Raw genomic sequence first — 18272 nt, 5'->3', positions numbered from 1 at the left:
AGGTACGGTTGGGGATCAGGCGGGGCGTACGGTCAGTTCGGTGACGCGCAGTAGGACAGTGCCGTCCGGCGCGAGCGCGTCGGCCGATGCGGATTCGGCGTCAGCCACCAGAGAGATCGCGTCGCCGTGCGCAGCGAGCAGTGCGGCGTCTGGGCGGTCCGTGAACAGCTCGACCCGATCGATGCCGACCGGCGCGGCGCTCACGGTGTGCGGCGTCGGCGCGCCGGGGTCGACTTCCTGAAGAAGGAAGAGGAGCTGGATGGCCGCGTCCAGAAGGAGCACCGGGAGCCCGGGTCGCGAGAAGCTCGCCTCCCACGTATCGAGCCGGGGAGCGAAACGGGCCGTGGCCTGTCGCCCGATGACGCGTACCTGGTCGAGCGACGCGTAGGGACCGCTCAGAAACAGCGGTCCGCCTCCTTCTCGGTACCAAGGGGGTACGACGGGAAGTCCCCCGTCCGGCCCGGGGGGCACGGCCGACGGAGCAGGGGGCTGCCGGTTCGCGAGCTCGGCCGTGAGTGTGGCGTGAAGCCGCTCGCCTACGACAGCTTGGCCTCCCGGAGGCCGCAGCGCGCTGACGATGCGTACGGTGCCGTCGGTGCCAGCCCGTAACTGATGGCCGGTCGGCGGTTCGGCTCGTAACGGCAGCCGGAACGCCAGGTCGCGCAGGGCGGTGACCACTCGTCCGGTGTTCGCGGCGCGTACGGCCTCGCAGGCGAGCGCGGCGATCAAAGCGGCGGGGGCGACGGGTTCGCCGTGCAGGAGGTGGTGGCGCAGATGGCCGTCGTCGCCGGATACATCAGGGCGGAAGGACAGAGAACCATCGGCCGTTTTCCGCAGCGCCGACGGGACGACCAGCGCGTATTCCGGCTTGCCGAGGTAGACGACCTCGGCGTCGGGGTCGTGGGAGGCCAGTTCGTCGAGGTAGAGCCGGACACCGTCGTGATCGGAGACCCCCGACAGGGCTGCCTGGCGACGCAGCAGATCGCGCATCACCGGCTCGGCGGCGAAACCGGACTCGTCCCACAGCGCCATCGCCAGAGTGGTCTCGGCCACGCCGGAGAACGAACGGGCCCAGCGGGACGTGCAGTTGAGGAGCTCGTTGCCGGAGCAGTAGTCCGCCTCACCGGGCCAGCCGAGTACCGCAAGCAGCGAGCCGATGTTGTGCCACCTCGTGGGAGGGCGGCCCACGAGAGCACGGTGGAGGTTGAGATAGCCGAGGATCTTGGTGTCGCGGACCCGGCGGACCCGTTCGAGCGAGGCGGTGCGTACTAGGCCGCCCTGGTGCACCCCGGAGGCGTTGATCAGCAGGTCGATCCGATCATGCGCGCGGTGGACGCTGTCCATCGCGGCCTGCACGGCCGCCGGATCCGTCACATCGCAGGCGAGGTGGGTGACCCGGTCGCCTCCGCAGAGCGCAGCGAGGCGCTGGACGGTGCGCCGGGTCTCGGCGGCCGCCCTCAAGCGATGGTGTTCGGTGATGAGTTCGGCCAGGCCGGCCTCCGGACGGCGGGTGCGCTCGGCGGCGAGGAAGTCGGCACGGGAGACCACGGTGGCAGTCGGGGAAGGTGGTGTTCGGCCCAGCACATAGGTCCGTGGGCCGCCGATCTCACCGGCCAGGGCTGTCAGCAGCTCCGCGGTGATGCCCCGGCCTCCGCCGACAGCCACCACGACGCTGTCCCTGCCCAGAGAGGGCCGTAAGGCCGCTCGGGGTTCGGCGAAGCCCAGCGTGTAGGCGTGGCGTTCGCCTCCGAGGTGGACGGACACCGAGAGATCCTGGTGACGGCCGGACTCCTCGGAAAGAAGTGCCAGCCCCCGCTTCGTGTCCCGCTCGTCGGTCAGGACCGCGAAGGCCGCCGCGTCTGGTGCCTCCCGGGCCAGGCTCTTGACCAAGCCCGTGAACGGTCCCGCGGACGGATGAACCACACCTTCCCGTACGGCATCGAGCAGCAGGATCCCGTACGAGTCGCCTGTGCCGCCATGCCATCGCTGCGCGGCGAGGAAGGCCAGGTCGTGCAAGATGCGCAGCCGGTGCACCGCGGTCAGGTCGTCCGGCGAGGTGCGGGTGGCGGCCAGGTCCGCGACCACCCGGACGTGGCCGCGCTCCCCCGTGGGCAGGAGGGCCGCGAGCGAGGCGGGGGCGGGGAGCGGCGTTCCCGGCGCGGACGGAGGCGGAGCCTGAACGACTGTGGTGGTGCCGGGGAGGGGAACCCCGTCGAGAAGGCCACGGTCGGGCACCAGAAGAATGCTGTCCGTCGGCACTGCCGCAAGCGCCTCGCGCACGGAGCGAGGTGCCGCAGGGGCGAGCCGGCGGGCCATCCGCCACACCGGCGGAGGTTCGGCCACCGGGTCCTCGGGCCGTGAGTGTTCGAGCGCCGGAGTGGAGGGCTCAGGCATGGCGGAGTCGGTGCTGTCGAGATGGAGCTGCGTGCCCCAGTCAGCTGCGCTGCCGATCGTCGTCCGCCCGGGCGGGGCGGCGAGGTGCGCGAAGACGGCGGTCATGGCGTCCGCGCCCAGATAACTACGGCCGGAGTCGGCGAGGGGCACACGGCAGGACGGACGGGTCGACGGGTCGGGCCTGCCGGTCGTCGTGCGCAGCTTGGTCAGGATCGGCAGACCGTGTTCGCGGGCGGTGGACTCGCGGGCAAGGACGAGCAGAAAGGCGCCCTCGGTCAGTTGGGCGGAGGTGGCCAGGGCTTCGACGAGTTCGGGGGTGGAGTTGCCGTTGACCCCGGCCACCACCGCGAGATCGAGACTGCCGTGCCGCAGATGGCGCTCGGCGGTCCGCAGTGCGTCGGATGCCGCGTCGGGGCCGGTGTCGATCGTCGTACTCAGCCCGTGGAAGTCGCACAGCGCCGCCAGCCGGGCCGAGATGATGTTGGGCATGATGCCGGGGAAGGAGTCCTCGGTGCTGGGTGGCACCAACTCCCTTGCCTTTTTGGATATTTGTGTGAATTCGGGGCCTGAGCCGATCGTGTTCTCCAGGTCGCCCAGATAGCAGCGCAGCGCGTAGTGAATCGCTTGCCGGGTCGGCCCCATGTGTCCCGCGATCACGCCGGTTGTGTCGTGAAGTCGGTTGCAGACCTGGCGTACGGGGTCGGGCAGTCGGTGATAGGCGCGCAGCAGCATGATCTGGGTGCGGTCCATGTTGCGCAGCGTCGGCGGAGGAATCGGCACCTCGGCGAACCTCGGCAACGGGTAGTCGTCACCGAAGCCGCCTTCCGGGGCGGGCCCTGTCCCGCGCAGCCAGGCTGTGACGGCTCCGGAGTCCGCATCGCCCGGCAGGTCGTACGACGTTCCCACGACCACCGTGCGGTCGGTGTGCAGCGCTGCGCGCGAGCGGCGGCCCGTGGCCTTCTGACCGATGACGAGATGGGCGTTGGTGCCGCCGAAACCGAAGGCGTTGACCGCGACGGTGTGCGGCTGGGCGCCTGGCAGCGCGGTGGGCCGCGTCGGCGGGGTGAACCGGCTGCCGTCCAGGATGGGCAGGGGTTCGCGCAGATAGCGCTGGGCGCTGACGGTGCCGTGGGCGAGTCCGGTCAGGGCCTGGACCACCGAGACGGCACCCGCGGCCCAGCCGGCGTGGCCGACGATCGCCTTGTTCGACGAGAGCAGGGCGGGCGGTCCCTGCCCGGCGACTCGGTGCAGGCCGGCGAGTTCGGTGCTGTCACCGGCTTGGGTGCCGGTGGCGTGCGCGATCACCCAGGAGACGGACTCCGGTCCCGACGGGCTGTCGGCGTACGCGCGGCGCAGCGCGATCTCCTGGCCCGCCTGGTTGGGCGCGTAGATGGCCTTCCCCTTGCCGTCGCACGAGAGCCCGATGCCATCGACGACTCCGAGGATCCGGTCGCCGTCGGCCTGGGCCCGATCCAGGCGTTTGAGGACGAGTACCCCGGCGCCGTCGGAGAACAGGACACCACTGGCGTTGCGGTCGAACGACCTGACGTCACCGGACCGGGAGAGTCCGCTGAGTTTGGAGAACAGCACGACGTTGCGTGCCGTGTAGCCGAAGGCCCCGCCGCTCACCGCGATCGAGCATGCCCCTTCGCGCAGCGCCTTGACGGCCAGATCGATGCTGTAGAGCGAGGAGGAGCAGGCGGTGTCCACCATGACCATTTCGGTGGCGTCGGGGAGGATTCCGGAGACGGCGTTACGGCCGATGCGGTGCGGCAGGCACTCGGCCGCCGGCGTTCCGCCCCGACCGTAGTGATCCGCCAGGGCGGCCCGCAGCGTGCCGCTGTCGCCTTCCGCCGCCGCGTCCGCCAACAGCCGTTGATAGCCGGAGCGCACCAGGTGCTCCTCCAGTTCCTGGCTGCCGTCGGCGGTGAACCCGAACGCGGCGAAGTAGCGGTCGGCCGGAGAGCGGGCCACTCCGTCCAACGCCGTGTGCAGCCCGTGCCGCAGCCAGAGAGTGGTGTCCTCGCGGCTCGGCAAGGTGTCGCGTTCGAGCTCGGCCTGCAGGGCTGGGTGTGGGACGAAACCGGTGATGAAACCGGATTCGCGAGTGTAGGACCGGTCCTCGGCCGCAGGGTCGGGCGAGTAGAACGCGTCGGCGTCGAATCGGCCGGGCCGGCCGAACGTATGGTGCTCACCGTCCAGTACCCGGCGCAGTTCGTCGGGTGAGTTCGCGCCCGGGACAACGGCTGCCATGCCGACGATGGCGATGACGGCTTCGGCGTCCGGCTCGATGCCAGGGGCGGGGCCGGGATCCGGAGTGGGGGCCGGGGCCTTGGCCGGGGCCGACGCGGGTGCGGGAAGCGGTTCAGCGGCGGGAGCCGCGTCCTCTGCCTCCGTCCCTGGGAGGCCCAAGGCTGGGTGAGGGGCCCGCTCCGACTGGCGGGCGTGGTCCGCTTCTCCGTGTGGAACTGCTGAACCGGCGGCAGGCGCGGCCTGGATGGAGGGTGCGGCGGTCCGGGCCGCGCCGGTCCCCGTTTGCGCGCCGGTCCCCTTGTCCGGCCCAGGAGCCAACAGCATCGCGCCCAGCGACAGGCCGCCGTCGGCGAGGAGATTCTGTCCAGTGACCCACGAGGCCGCCGGTGAGGCGAGGAAGGCGACCACCTCCGCCACCTCCTCCGCCCGCCCGAGCCGCTCGCCGAGCGGTGTCGCCTCCCGGACTCGGTCCTTGAACCGCTCCGCCTCGGGGAAACCGTCCACGACGGGGCTCTCTAGCACCCCGCACGTCGCGGTGTTGACCCGGATGCCGCGCGACGCGTACTCCACCGCCAGATAGCGGGTCAGAGCCTCCACGGCCGCCTTGGCCGTACCGCAGGCACTGAAGCCGTGCATCACGAGCGAACCACCGCCGATGGAGGAGACGTTGACGATCGCCCCACCGCCCCGGGAGTCCATCAGCCGGGCTGCCTGCTGCGCGCACCACAGGCTGCCTCGCAGATCGGCGGTCCAGGCTCGTTCCCAGTAGCGGTCGTCGATCTCATCGACAGACCCCAGAGCCCCGGCCCCCGCGTTGTTGACGAGAATGTCCAGGCCGCCATGTCGTGCCCTGACCTGGTTGAACATGTCCTCCACCTGCGCCCGGACGGCGACAGAGGCACGGAGCAACTCAGCCGAGCCGCCAGCGGCGAGGATGCTCTCCAGCAGCGCGGGCGCCTCTTGCCGCGAATGGAAGTAGTTGACGACGACGTGGGCGCCCCGGGCGGCAAACGCGCGGCTGATCGCCTCCCCCACGCCCCGCGCCCCACCTGTGACCAGCACGACCTTCCCAGTGAGGTCCCCCGGACCGTGGCCGGTCTTCACCGAACCGCCTGCCCGTCTGCGTGGGCGATCACATGGTCCGCTATGGCGCCGAGCGAGTTCAGCTCGAGAATGCGCAGTCCGCGAGAACCCTCCGCCAGCTTGAACTCCTCGGCGACCCGGACAAGCAGCGCGGTCTGCTTGAGCGAGTCCACACCGAGCTCAGCTTCCAGGCGCGCGTCCGCGGTCAGAATCTCCGGCGGGTACTCCAGAGCCTGCCCGTACAGATCGCGCAGTCGGCCGAGTACGGCCTCACGGTCCGCTGACGCCGGCTCCGGGATGCCCGGGGCAGGCTCGTGTTCGTCGCCCTCGTCGGTCGGCGCCGGCGCAGCCTCCGGCGTGCTGGGAGGCGGGGGCGCCCAAGCGGAGTCTCCGCAGTCCGTGATGACTGACCGCAGCGCCTCGCTCTCCCGTTCCGGATCGAGCAGCGGCGCATACGTGGTGATGCCGGGCACCGTCAGTTCCGCGCACCGGGTCAGTGCCTTGAGCGCACCGGTCTCGACGTACCCTGTGACACCGCGCGCGTGTAACTGACGCACCGTGTCGGTGAAGCGCACCGGCAATACCAGGCACTCGCCGAGCAACCGCAGGAGATCGTCGCCGTCGGCGTAACGCCGGCCGTGGATCGGGGAGATCACCGGGTGGTCCATCGGTCGCTGTCCGATGCCCTCGGTCAGCATGATGAACCGGGTCACGGCACCCCGCATCGAAGGATGGTGCGAGGCATAGGGAAGATACAGCCGGGTGAAGAACAGATCGAGTGCTGCCGCTGCCTTCCCCGCCCGCTCGATCGCGTCGACCGGTCCGCTGATGACCGTCTGGCGCGGGCCGTTGACGCATCCGATGACCAGATCCGGCTCGTCGAGGGCACCGATGAGATGCCCTACGAGCTCCTCATCGGCCCCGACAGCGGCCATCGCTCCCCGGCCTTCCCACTCCTGGAGAGCCTCGGCACGGGCACAGACCAGGCGCACACCGTCCTCAAGTGTGAAAGCGCCAGAACAGACGAGCGCTGCGATCTCTCCGAAACTGTGACCCACGAGAGCGTAGGGCCGGACTCCTGCGTCCACGAGAAGCCGGTGCGTGGCCACCGAGGCGCCGAATATGGCCATCTGGAGCAGTTCTGCGGGGCGGTCCATCATCTCGTCGATGGCCGGCGGCACCGCGCCGAACAGCACGTCGGAGACCGGCGGCACCCCGTGCTCGGCGGAGAGGCGGTCGATCGCGTCAAGAGTCTCGGTCACCTGGGTGTGGTCCTGCCGCGCCTGGGCGAGCATTCCGGGCGAGTACGCTCCGAGACCGGGGAAAAGGAAAGCGGTACGACGAGGCACGCTACTTACTCCTTGTCACGGGACAACTGTGCGGTTCAGGTTCGTGCGACGCGCAGCCGGGGAAGCGACCATCCCGTGAGGAGCTACCCCGATGGCCTCGACCTCCTCACGACCGCAGCCCGGCCGCGAGTCGACTGCTCCGGCGCCACAGATCTTGGAGCCGTGCTGGATCCGGGAGCCGGTCGTGACGTCTTCCTGAACCGGTGCGGCCGACAAGTCCGCCATTCGGCTGGTCCTTCCGCCTGATGGAGCGGGGGAGTGTTATGTCACGGGCACAGCGAAACAAGCCGCTGTTGGGCTGAACTCACGCCAACACGCCGCAGCCATGCCAGTTCAGCACGGTCCCGTATTGCCGAGCCAGGCATGAAAGCCGTAGACGAGTCGCACAACTCGCAACCTGGTGAATTTGTGAAACGCGGACACGGAACCTCACACCCGCACGGTGCGTCCGGCGAGCCGCATGCCGCGTTGCTCCCGGTGCCGGTGGGGTGATCGCAGGGCCGGCGCATGCCCGGACCGCAGCAGCGGGCACTGCTGGTGCCCTGGAATTCCTCCAACAGGGGTCGTTCGTCGGCCCGTGTGCGTGGCTTCACCGGGGGTGTGCGCGGGACACGGGGGGTGGGAACCGACGTCTCGCATATGCCCGTCGCACACGCTTGCTTCCCCCCGGATCGCTTCGCTTCACTGCCGTAGCGCGCCCAGCGAACGCATCCGCGAACGAGGCGTGCGAGCGGAAGGGAAACCCGCCGTGCAAGATCCTTTCTTAAGTGCCGAAGCCGTCACTGTCGGGAGGGCTTTCGGTAGCCTTTGCCCTGCCGTGCGAAGCTCAACGCCGTCCTCTCCTTCGGGCACGGAGCGAAGGCCGGTGTCAGGACGGTGCGCATCGGCGCACACCGACGCGAAGCGAGCCGGCGCCGTTTCGACCGACCCGGCCCGCGACCGGAGCGGGTAGAGATCGCGCACCGCTTACGACTTGGTGAAGGTGCGTTAGTGCGATCGCCCCACGCGTCCCGGGGCATATGACCAATACGTGGGTTGTCCCCGGACGTGTGCAAAGCGCACCGGCGACCGCTGCGATGGCGCACGGCTGCAGAACCCGCCTCGGCTTCAGATACCGGCAAGAGCGCCACGCGCTCGCCCGCCCGGGAGGCAGGCATGCCACGCACCCCCAACACCCGGCTCACGCTCTTACTGGAGGCGGCCGACTGGGGACCTGCCCAGTTCGCCGCCGCACTCCGGGGCGTCGCTGCCGAGCAGGGCCTGACATTGATCGTCCATCCCACCACCGTGCGGCGCTGGCTGGAAGGCTCCCAGCCCCGGCCCCCGCTTCCCGCTCTGATCCTGGAATGCCTCTCCCGCCGCCTGGACAGGCGCATCACGGCCCACGAAGCTGGCCTCACCCGAGCCCCAGCCCAACTCGTGGATCCCGCCTGGGAGGCCGACCCCATGCGCAAACTCATCCACCTCACCCACGCCGAACTCGACCCCCACCGTCGCGCCCTGCTCGGCGCGGGCGTCTTCACGGCCACCGCACTCGCCCTGCCCGCCCAGACCCGGATCCCGGCCATGTCCCAGGGCCCGGAACGCTCCGGCCGCCGCGCCACACAGAGCGACGTGGAACAACTACGGGCCATGGCACCGGTGTTCGCCACCTCGGCCGACCAGCACGGCGGACAGCGCATGCGCGCCGCCCTGGCCGCCTACCTCGCCCACGAGGTCATACCCCTCCTGCACCGCCCAGCCCGCGCTCCAGTGCACGACGGCCTGCTGGCTGCCACCGCCCAACTCGCCTTACTGCTTGGCTCGATGTGCGCCGACAGCGGCCACCACGCCGTGGCCGAGCACTACCACCAGATCGCCGCCCGCCTCGCCACCGACGCCGACGACCACACCACCCTCGCCATCACCTTGCGCACCATGGCCACCCACGCCCACGACCTCGGCCACCACACCCCCGCCATCCTGAACCTCGCCGAACAAGCCGACCGGCACGCCCGCCACGCCCCGCCCGCGGTCCGCGCCTACACCCACGTCCACCTCGCCGTCCTCCACGCCCACCACGACCGCCAGGCCTCCCAGGCCGCCCTCGCCCGCGCCGAATGCCTCCACACCCAGACCGACACCGCCCCCGGCCCCTTCACCAGCTATCCGGCCGGCGCGCTGCACTACCAGCGCGCCCAGACCCTCACCACCCTCGGCGACCACACGGCCGCCCTCACCGCGCTGACCACCTCCCTGCGCCTGCGCACCCCCACCGAACAACTGCCCGCCGCACTCACGCGCGCCCGCCTCGCCGAAACCCACCTACGACTCGGCCACCTCGATGCCGCCCTCACCCACTGGCACGCCTTCCTCGACACCTACCCCAGCCTCAAATCCGCTCGTGCCGACGAGCGCCTGACTGCAGCCCTCCAGCACCTGCGGCCCCACCAACGCCATGCCGACGCAGCCGACTTCCTTGGCCGCGTCACCGAGCTCACCCGCCCCGCTCCGTGACGGACCGCCCGCTTCATCGAGCGAACTGCCGCGCCTGCGCCCCCGACCAATTTCGCGCGGAGGAAGTACCGACGGATCTGGGGCCTGCGCAGCCCTGCCGGAGAGCCGGGGCGACAGAGCAATGGCCGCATCGATCGGATCTTGCACGACCAGGCAGCCGCCGACCTCCTCGCCCGCGCCGCCGCCCTCCTGTGAGGGCGCCGCCGTGATGCCGCAGACCACCGTGGCTGGCTGAATTCCAGGCAGCGGATGCACCGATAGCGCATCCGAGCCCTTCGTCGCCGAGTGGGGGGCCGGGGACGGAAGAACCAGGGCAGCGTCGAAAGGATCTTGCATGGCGCCAGAATGAATCGGCCCAGCCCTTGATCCGGCGGCGCCCCGCCCATGGGCGCCGGCCGGGTAACCGCAGAATCGTTGCTGTTGAGCCGCTTGGCGCACCGTGATCCCTGCTATCGACTCAGCGATCGGTGACAGAGGACTCACTTGCTGACGACTGACATGCCGTTTCTCTGCTTGATCAAACTTGAGCCTAGGCACCTCAAGGAGCACAGGAAACCGCGTGTTTCACGTATCGGCCCAGGCCGCAAAACCCTACTGGGCGGGTGGAACGAACACACCATCGTGAGGGTGCGCAGCCGAGGGACCGATTCACGCCGAACGGAGCGAAACTCTTTGCTGCTTCTTTGCTCCTCGGCATGCTGGTGGTGTGCCCGGGTCACCAGGGCCCGGTGTTCATCCACGCGGCTACGGGGGTAGAAGCGATGATCGAAACAGTGTTCAGGAGCGAGGACTTACCGGTGGCCGACCGCGTCGACGCGTGGCGGGAGAAGTTGTCCCAGACACACGCGCCCGTGGACCTGGTCTGCCGTCCCGACTCCGACTTCCGCGCGCAGCAGTGCGTCGTCCGACTGGGGGGCGCGCTCGTGTGGTCCTCGGTCTGGTCGCCCCAGACCATCAGGCGGACTCCGCGGCTCATCCGCGGCTCCGACCCGGAGATGATCCACTTCTCGCTGATCACCAAGGGCACCGTGGGTTTCCGCATGGGCGGCCCGGACGCCCTGTACGGCCCGTACGAGCTCCGTACCAACGACTCCTCCCGTCCCTTCGACATTCTCCTGGGCCCTCAGGGTGAAGGCGTGGCCGCCGTGAGCGTCGACCTGCCCCGAGCACGCCTACCCCTGCCCGCGGATGATCTCGACCGGGTAATCGGTCACCGGATGACGGGACAGGAGGGCGTAGGGGCCCTGCTGACGGCCTTCCTCACCACCCTGAGGGACAACCCCCGTTCGTACACCGCCGCCGACGCGCCCCGGCTGGAGACGGTCCTGCTCGACCTGCTCGCGGCCGTGTTCGCGAACGCGCTCGACGCCATGGAGCGCCTGCCCGCCGAATCCCGGAGACGGACCCTGACCCTGCGCATCCAGGCGTTCATCCGCGACCACCTGCACGACCCCGACCTGACACCGGCCACCATCGCCGCCGCGCACCACATCTCGACCAGCCATCTCCACCGGCTGTTCCAGGACCGCGAGACCACGGTGTCTGGCTGGATCCGCCACCTGCGTCTGGAACGTGCCCGCGAGATGCTCGCCGATCCAGCCCGGCGTGACGCGCCGGTGCATCTTGTCGCCGTGCGCGCGGGCTTCGAGCACCATCCGGTCTTCACACGCGCGTTCCGCTCGGCCTACGGCATGTCGCCCCGCGACTACCGACGCCGGGCCCTGCTTCAAACCGGAGACGGACCCGCAGCCGACTGAGCGCGGACGGATCGTCAAACAACCGTGGACTCGGCGTCAACATGTCCGCGCGGGCTGCCCAGAAACTGACATCAGCCGCCTGACACCGGGCGGAACTGACGTCCCAACCGAAGCCTCAGCGCCAACGCCCCTCGCCGGTCACCCGTCAGCCCGTTGCTGACCTTGCTATGCACCGTCGTCGCGGAACCACGGCGCCAGGTCGGGCCGCACCATCAAAGAAAGGTGACCATGACACGCGCAAAGAAGCTCCTGTGCACCATCGGCATCACCATCGCCTTCGCAGGTGGCGCAGTCACAACTCCTGCAGCAGCAGAGGGCCACGCCCCTGCCGTCGCACCACAGGACGAAGCCATGCCCGTGGCGCCCTCGCTGGCGGACGCGCCTGCAACCGCCAGCGCCGCCGCCTCCGGAGCAACCGTCACCGTCCACTATCGCGGGGACGGTGCCCAGCCGCCCGCAGAGCTGGGCAACCCCTCTGAATGGGGTGTGGTGACGTTCAAGATGGACGCTTCGGCGGAGTCTGTTAGCCCGCTGTCGGAGGCATGCGTCAACGCCAGCGGCGGCAAGTGGTGTTACGGCTGGTACATAACAGGAGTCGCCAGTAAGTACTGCTACTCGAATTACTTGCACCAGACGGAGTGGCATCATTCCACGGTGAAGATCGCCGGCAAGACGGCAAAGGGTGTCGCCGCACCCGGCGACGCATCTCACGCCAACATCACTGCGGGGGCCGCTTACACCTGCTCTACCTACTACAGCGTCGATTAGGTCCTGATGCCTGCACCAAGGGGGTAGCGCCCCGGTAAGTTGGGTAGATCGGTGTGCCGCTCAGGGGCTGCATTGTCACCCGCGCGGTCGGCGGTCTTTGAAAGTGGGTTTTGGATCACTTTCAGTGCCGGGGTCACGGAGGGGCACCGCAAGCGCGATCATGAACGGCCTCGCGCGGTCGAGAAGGATCCGCTTGCGGATAGGAGGTCGAAGTCGGCGCGGCCGAACATCTGCCGCTTCAGCATTTTGATCTTTCTGGCCCTCGACGGCCCCGAAGCCGTGGCGGATGAGCCGCTCCGGGGCTGATGGAGGCTCCGACCGACCCCGGAGCGGTTCACCGGTGAGTCGTGCGGGCTCTTGAGAAGCGTATGGCAACGCCGTTCTTGAGCAGGGCGAGGTGGACGGTGGCGAGGCTGGTTCCTTCGCGGTCGGCGATGTCTGCAGGGAGACGTCGCGTTGTTCGTACCAGGTGCGCCATTGCGCTACGCGGGTGGCGGTGGTCTGGGTGCGCCGGAAGCGTGGACCGCTCCAGTCGGCGGGGTGCTGGGACAGCAGGTAGACGACGTGGGCGGGGGTCGTTTGCAGGGTGTGAGCGAGCCGGGTGATGGAGTAGTCACCGCCGGGCACGGCCTGGTGGAGCCGGGCGGCGGCGATGCTGTCCGGGTCGGGTCCGGGGAGTGCGAGGCGACGGAGCGTGCGGGAGGGCAATCGGGGAGTCCACTGGATGGGTTCGTCGATGCCGTGTTCGTCCAGCAGGGTGCGTGCGGTGTGATGGAGCAGTTCGTGCTCGGCAGGCAGGATCCGCCCGCGAAAACGCAGGTACTGCCCGTCTTGTGAGCGGCTGGCGGGCGCGATGTCCGGGTGCGCGAGGCGCGGGGGTGACCCGGTCAGGGTCTGGAAGATCCAGCGCTGGGCGTGCCGGGCAGTCGAGGGCCGGGGCCGCGCGCAGTCGCATGTGCAGGTCCAGCCACGTCTGCGGGTCGATGAAGCGGGGCCGGGTGGTGAACAGGGCGCGGCGGCGGGCGTAGTCGATGGGGGAGCCGTGCGCATCGAGGTGGTCGGCCAGTAGGAGCAGTACGTGCAGCCCACCGGCGCAGTCGCTGCGGCAGGTGAGTTCGGCGGGGAACGTGGACACGGTGTGCCGGCTGAAGGTGGTGCCGGTCAGGCGAGCCGTGTCCTGGATCGAGGTGGTTTTGCCGGCCAGCATGCAGGTGACGGTGAGGAGTTCGTCCGCGCGTTGGGCTGTGGGGCGGCCGTCGGCGTGCCGGGGAGACAAGCGCAGGGCCCACGCGGGCCACAGAGCCGTCGGCAGCATGTCCGCCCTGGAACTGCGTGCATCTGGGCACGTTGGACTTGATCGCGGGCAACGAGAACGTCGTCTTCCTTGGCCCGGGCGTTATCAACGGTTCGTGTGTCGTCCGGTCGTGTCTGCGCTGGTCAGGCTACTCCTTCGATGGATGCCACGTGGGGTTGGTGAAAGCGCTGCCGCAAGGGACGCACTGGTGGCAGAGTGCCCCGTCGAGAAGGGGACAGTGGCAGAGGGAGCAATGGGACGGGCGTCAAGTGTGACGGTCCGACTGGCGAAGGTCGCTGAGGCTATGTTCGATCCACAACTCAGGGCTCTTGGCCTCGGTGTGGAGCAGATCGAGACGCAGGGCTTGGACGAGCTAGTCCTGAGTGGGTGTTCTGCGACGGTTCGTGCTGAGCAGACATTGGGCTGTGTCGGTGCTCAGCCCGACTCGGCTGGCGAGGACGGCGTCGGCCGGGACAGGGTGAACAGGCCGGGTTCGGGCTCGGTGAGGATGTCGCGGTCGACCAGGCGTTTGAGCTTGGGGCGGACGCTCTCGGTGTGCCGTGGTTCGGTGCCGATGCCCAGGATTTCGCAGATCTCCCTGGCGCGGAGTCCGTGTCCGGCCTGTTCGCAGGTGGCGAGGACCTCGCGGTAGCCGGGCGGCAGTGGTTCGGGCGGTTCGATGCCGTCCTCGGCGGCCAATTCCAGCATGGTTGCGCGGGTGATGTCCAGGCGTTCCAGGGTGCGTTCGGCGGCTGTGAGCTGTTCGGTGAGGAGTGCGATCAGTTCACGCAGTTGCCCGGCGGTCTCGCGTATCAGCTGCTGCCGGGTTTCGATCTTGTCCAGGAGGTGCTTCATCGATGCTCCCGCTCTGTGGGGGTACCGGCCGCCGGGCGGCCGGGTCGCGCCGGGTCGCGCCAGGTCGCGGTGGTGGTGCGGGTGAGACGGTGGAGCATGACGTCGGTCATGGACCAGTGGATCCAGGCCACCGAACTGGCCGTCCTGGTCTCGTAGTCACGCACGAGACGTCTGTGCAGCATGAGGGTGCCAAGCGTCTGCTCGTCCACCCACCGCTTGGACTGCGGAGTGAACCCGCGTGTTCCGGGCTCGCGTTGGACGATCTCGACGTCGATGCCGAGGCGGGCACCGTGCTCCACGACGGCCTCCTTGAACCCGGCGTCCACCCACGCCTTCGTCACTGTCGGCGCGGTCGCGGTGACCTTGTCGAGCAAGGCGGTTCCGATGGCGTTGTCGTGCACGCTCGCCGCGACCACAAGTACGGCGATGACCAGGCCGATCACGTCGGTGGCGATGCCTCTTTTCCGGCCCGGGCTCCTCTTGCCCGGATCCAGCCCGGTGGTCTCCTGGGGCGCGTTGACAGAGGCCCGCACGGTCTGCGAGTCCAGCACGACGGCGGTGGGGGCCTCGCGCCGCCGACGCATCTCCCGGGCCTGCCAGCGCAGCAGCTCGTGGATGGTCTCGGCGGTGCCGTCGTCGCGCCACAGGCCGAAGTAGTAGTACACCGCGCTCGTGGGCGGCAGGTCGTGGGGCAGGTAGCGCCACTGGCAGCCGGTCCGGGCCTGATACAGCAGCGAGTTCACGATCTCCCGCATCGCGTAATGCCCTTCGTGGCCGCTGACCGAGGGATGCTTTGCCTTCCACGCGGTGATCACCGGCCGGATCAGCTCCCAGGCTTCATCCGACAGGTCACTCGGGTAAGGCTCACGTCCGTCCACACCCATCAGTGCACCGCGTACCCGGCCAAGGGTGAAACCGTCGAACCGAACAATCAGCCCAAGCACTATGAGGACGGATGAACCTCGCAGAGCATCCAGTCAGGGCCCGGCCAGTCGGCCTTGGGACATCGGCACGGTGATGTCGGTGAGAAGGATCGTGGACGGCGGTGGGGCCCATGCGACGAAGTGGTGACCCTGTTGGTAAAACCGCGAGGGTCTTCGTGACGTCGGTCTGCGCGAGCCCGTTGGGGTTGTACAGACCATCGTCGCGATCAGGAACCATTCCATGGGCGCCGCCATCAGCCTCACCCGCCTCTCCGCCTGCCTCACCGGCATACCCAAACTGCGATCGCAGCGCTGGCTGGTCGATTCAGAAAGCGGTTCGGACGTCACGCCCCACAGGGCTCTACCGCCCCACATTCCAAGGAGAGACCGCCGTCGCTCGCGGCAATGCGCTCACGGATCCGTCTGTGCGCCCCTGCGCGGGAGGCGCACTTGACGTGCCTCCCGACGCATACTCATGCCGCCCGGACTGATGGGCATTCAGCAACTGGAGGTACGTGCATGAGAGTTCTGCACACGACCCGGCACAGCAGGGTCGCACAGAGGCGGTGGATCAGGACAGCCCGCCGTACCCCCGGCGGTGGCGCCATCCGGCGCATCCACACCGCACCGGTCCTTGCCGGAGCCTTCGCCCTGGCCGCGGGAATGGCCGTCTTCGCCCCGACCACCGCACAGGCGGCCGTGGCGTGCACCGAGACGGCGCTGATCAACGCCATCAACACCGCCAACTCCGCCGGCGGGGGCACCGTGGTCCTGACGAAGGACTGCACGTACACCCTCACCACGTCCCACGGCAGCGACACAGACGGGCCGGACGGACTGCCGATCATCACCACCGCCATCACCCTGTCCGGCAACAACAACATCATCACCCGCTCAACGGCCGTGGGTACCCTCCCCTTCCGTATCGCCAAGGTCGCCCCCACCGGCAACTTCACCCTCAAGGGGAACATCACCCTCAGCAACGGCCTCGCCGGAACTGACGGCGGTGGCATCCTCAACGACGGCACGGTGACCCTCACCGCCAGCGCCCTCACCGGCAACACCGCCCTGGGCAAGGGCGGCGGCCTGTCCAACGCCGACATCAGCGCCCCCGCCACCGGGGCAACGGCGACGTTCACCGGCAGTACCGTGTCCAACAACACCGCCGTTGGCAGGGGCGGCGGCATCTACAACGGCCTCCGAAGCACGCTGACGACCACCAGCAGCTTCGTCAACGGGACGAACACCGGGTCGCAGGGCGGTGGCATCGCCGCCATCAACTCCACCGCAACCACCTTGACCAGCACCCCGGTCAGCACCAACCACGCCACCCTCAATGCCGGCGGCGTCTACCGCGAAAACGGCACGATGACGATCACCACGTCCCCGATCTCCGGCAACACCCCCAACAACTGCACCGGCAGTTCCCCCGCAGTCCCCAGTTGCACCGGCTGACCACACACCCACCAGCCCTCACCAACAGGTAAGAGAGCCGGCCGGGCCGCCCGCAACACCCTGAGGCCGACCCGGCTCCCTTGTGTCCGGACAGGACCTGGCGTAAGCACACCCCGCGGACCTTCCATCACCCCAGCCTGACGCCTGGACTCCACTAGGATCGTGGGAAGAGCGGCCATCACGCCGACAGTCGGTCGACGTCGCGGCGGCGACCCCCATCCGGATCGGTTACGCGCGCTGCTCGACCGCGCAGCAGGAACTCCAGTCCCAACTCGACGCGCTCGAACCAGTCTGCAGGCGGATGTGCTCCGAGAAGATCTCCACCCGGGTCAAGACGCGGCCGAAACTGGAAAGGCGCTCAGACTCGCCCCCGACCCACACCACCCGCGCAGGACCCTAAATCAACCTAAAACCCGACGAACCATCACGGAACACCCTCTGAGAATATGGCGCCATTTTTGAGAACCTACAGGACAAGACGGGACTCACCGCTCGCAGGGAAGCGACCCGCGTCACCCGCCCGAGGCGGCCTTGCGGTAGGTCTCCATCAACGTCACCCGGGCGACCTCCCGCGGGTCCTCACCGACGTCGTGGCGCTCCAGCTCCACACGGGCCCGGCGTCGGGCACCCTCCGAAGTCGGAAGATCGGTCATCCCCGACGGGACGGTCTGGAGCAACTGAGCTGAGAACTTGCCAGAGTTCAGATTCCGGCTCATCGCCTCAGCGAGATAGACCGCCATGGCCCAGTCGGACGCCTCGTAGAACTGGGACTGCCCGGACTCCGCCAGCGACGCGTACCAGCGCGCGGCGATCGGGTGCCAACCCTCGTCACCCGGAGGAATCTCCGGAGCAGCACCGCCCGGCGCCTTCACCAGCTGGGGGCCGTCGTTCTTGTTGCGCCGTCGGCGCTGGTCACTGCGCTTCGGGACGGGGCCCGGCATGGTGTCACCTCCAACCGGGCGAATCCAGGAACTTAACGCCCCCCGGGGTCAGCTCGGGGCGCCCAGGGACACTGCAAGGGGCGGGGCTTGCGAGGCATGGGGGATCACCTCCCGAGCGGTGGGGGATCTTTCGCCGACCCTCGTTCGAGTGATCAGCGCATGCTCGTATGGGGAGTTGGGCATCACTGGGGCGACTCCAATCAGCCGCCGAGCCTGCCCCAACTGACCTATTCGCAAAGGAAGTCACTATGCGCCGCATCGCTGCCGTCGCCCTCGGAACCGTTGTCTCCCTCGGGGTCCTGACGGTTCCGTCCCAGGCCCAAAGCACAGATGCACCCGGCGAAAGTAACGCCGTCGGTGACTCGCTCAATTGGGTGCTTAACACGTCGAACAATGCTCTCATTGGCCAACTGGCGTTTAACGCGCCCGCGACGACTTTCCAACTCAAGTCTCTAGCCGACAAGACGGCAAAGCTGGCAGAGGGTTTGGGCGATGTGTAGGGCAGGCGGAATCAAACCGTCACTACCGCCGTGTTCAGCCCTGGTGACTAAGCTTGGCGTTTATCGTCTGTGGTCGAACATGGCCTCGAACTTGCTGACGCTTTCGCCTGAGCGCCTGACATGAGAGCGGCCTTCGTCTGATTCTGTGCTCCGTCACAGAGGCACTTGACCAGCACGAAGGCCGTAGCGATGAGTCTGCTGCAC

Annotated in this window: 11 protein-coding genes; 6 read left to right on the top strand and 5 right to left on the bottom strand. The window is 68.7% G+C overall.

Annotation, left to right across the window (positions count from 1 at the left end; all coding sequences use genetic code 11):
* Positions 1 to 15 precede the first annotated feature (15 nt).
* Together IH68_RS0146550 and IH68_RS52215 are read right to left on the bottom strand one after the other, a co-directional pair.
* Positions 16 to 5709 carry an SDR family oxidoreductase gene (locus IH68_RS0146550; protein ID WP_267883795.1) on the bottom strand — a complete coding sequence of 1898 codons (5694 nt, stop codon included), beginning with the start codon at positions 5707 to 5709 and terminating at the stop codon, positions 16 to 18.
* A gap of 38 nt (positions 5710 to 5747) precedes the next feature.
* Positions 5748 to 7079: an acyltransferase domain-containing protein gene (locus IH68_RS52215; RefSeq protein WP_159403859.1), complete on the bottom strand. Its 1332-nt coding sequence runs from the start codon at positions 7077 to 7079 to the stop codon at positions 5748 to 5750.
* Between the two features lie 1155 nt (positions 7080 to 8234).
* Between IH68_RS52215 and IH68_RS0146540 the strand changes: the two genes are divergently transcribed.
* The 3 genes from IH68_RS0146540 to IH68_RS54610 all read left to right on the top strand — a co-directional run bounded on the left by IH68_RS0146540 (position 8235) and on the right by IH68_RS54610 (position 12100).
* Positions 8235 to 9575 carry a tetratricopeptide repeat protein gene (locus tag IH68_RS0146540; RefSeq protein WP_030949268.1) on the top strand — a complete coding sequence of 447 codons (1341 nt, stop codon included), beginning with the start codon at positions 8235 to 8237 and terminating at the stop codon, positions 9573 to 9575.
* Between the two features lie 797 nt (positions 9576 to 10372).
* Entirely contained in the window at positions 10373 to 11332 is a 960-nt protein-coding gene (locus tag IH68_RS0146535; protein WP_234341825.1) for a helix-turn-helix domain-containing protein, read from the top strand.
* A gap of 228 nt (positions 11333 to 11560) precedes the next feature.
* The gene (locus tag IH68_RS54610; RefSeq protein ID WP_078912926.1) at positions 11561 to 12100 is read left to right on the top strand and encodes a lactococcin 972 family bacteriocin; all 540 of its coding nucleotides are present in this window, start codon (positions 11561 to 11563) and stop codon (positions 12098 to 12100) included.
* A gap of 1729 nt (positions 12101 to 13829) precedes the next feature.
* Here IH68_RS54610 and IH68_RS0146525 read toward each other — a convergent pair.
* Positions 13830 to 14249: a hypothetical protein gene (locus IH68_RS0146525; protein ID WP_030949261.1), complete on the bottom strand. Its 420-nt coding sequence runs from the start codon at positions 14247 to 14249 to the stop codon at positions 13830 to 13832.
* Positions 14246 to 15133 (bottom strand): IS5 family transposase, encoded by an 888-nt coding sequence (locus IH68_RS0146520; protein WP_051834090.1) that lies wholly within the window; start codon positions 15131 to 15133, stop codon positions 14246 to 14248. Before IH68_RS0146520 ends, IH68_RS0146525 begins: the two co-directional genes overlap by 4 nt.
* A 558-nt stretch (positions 15134 to 15691) precedes the next feature.
* Here IH68_RS0146520 and IH68_RS0146515 point away from each other — a divergent pair.
* Both IH68_RS0146515 and IH68_RS54600 read left to right on the top strand, forming a co-directional pair.
* Entirely contained in the window at positions 15692 to 16627 is a 936-nt protein-coding gene (locus tag IH68_RS0146515) for a hypothetical protein (RefSeq protein WP_051834089.1), read from the top strand.
* 217 nt (positions 16628 to 16844) lie between these two features.
* A complete protein-coding gene (locus IH68_RS54600) occupies positions 16845 to 17027 on the top strand; it encodes a recombinase family protein (protein ID WP_107057661.1) in 183 nt (60 codons plus the stop codon).
* 112 nt (positions 17028 to 17139) lie between these two features.
* Here IH68_RS54600 and IH68_RS0146505 read toward each other — a convergent pair whose 3' ends face one another.
* On the bottom strand, positions 17140 to 17568 hold the full coding sequence (locus tag IH68_RS0146505; RefSeq protein ID WP_030949258.1) for a hypothetical protein: 429 nt from the start codon (positions 17566 to 17568) through the stop codon (positions 17140 to 17142).
* A gap of 248 nt (positions 17569 to 17816) precedes the next feature.
* Here IH68_RS0146505 and IH68_RS56845 point away from each other — a divergent pair, with 248 nt between their 5' ends.
* On the top strand, positions 17817 to 18068 hold the full coding sequence (locus IH68_RS56845) for a hypothetical protein (protein WP_159403858.1): 252 nt from the start codon (positions 17817 to 17819) through the stop codon (positions 18066 to 18068).
* The last annotated feature ends 204 nt before the right edge of the window (positions 18069 to 18272 follow it).

Source organism: Streptomyces sp. NRRL S-646, assembly GCF_000720765.1.
Taxonomy (GTDB): Bacteria; Actinomycetota; Actinomycetes; order Streptomycetales; family Streptomycetaceae; genus Streptomyces.
The sequence above is the reverse complement of the archived record's forward strand: the minus strand, read 5'-3'. Positions and strand labels throughout refer to the sequence as shown.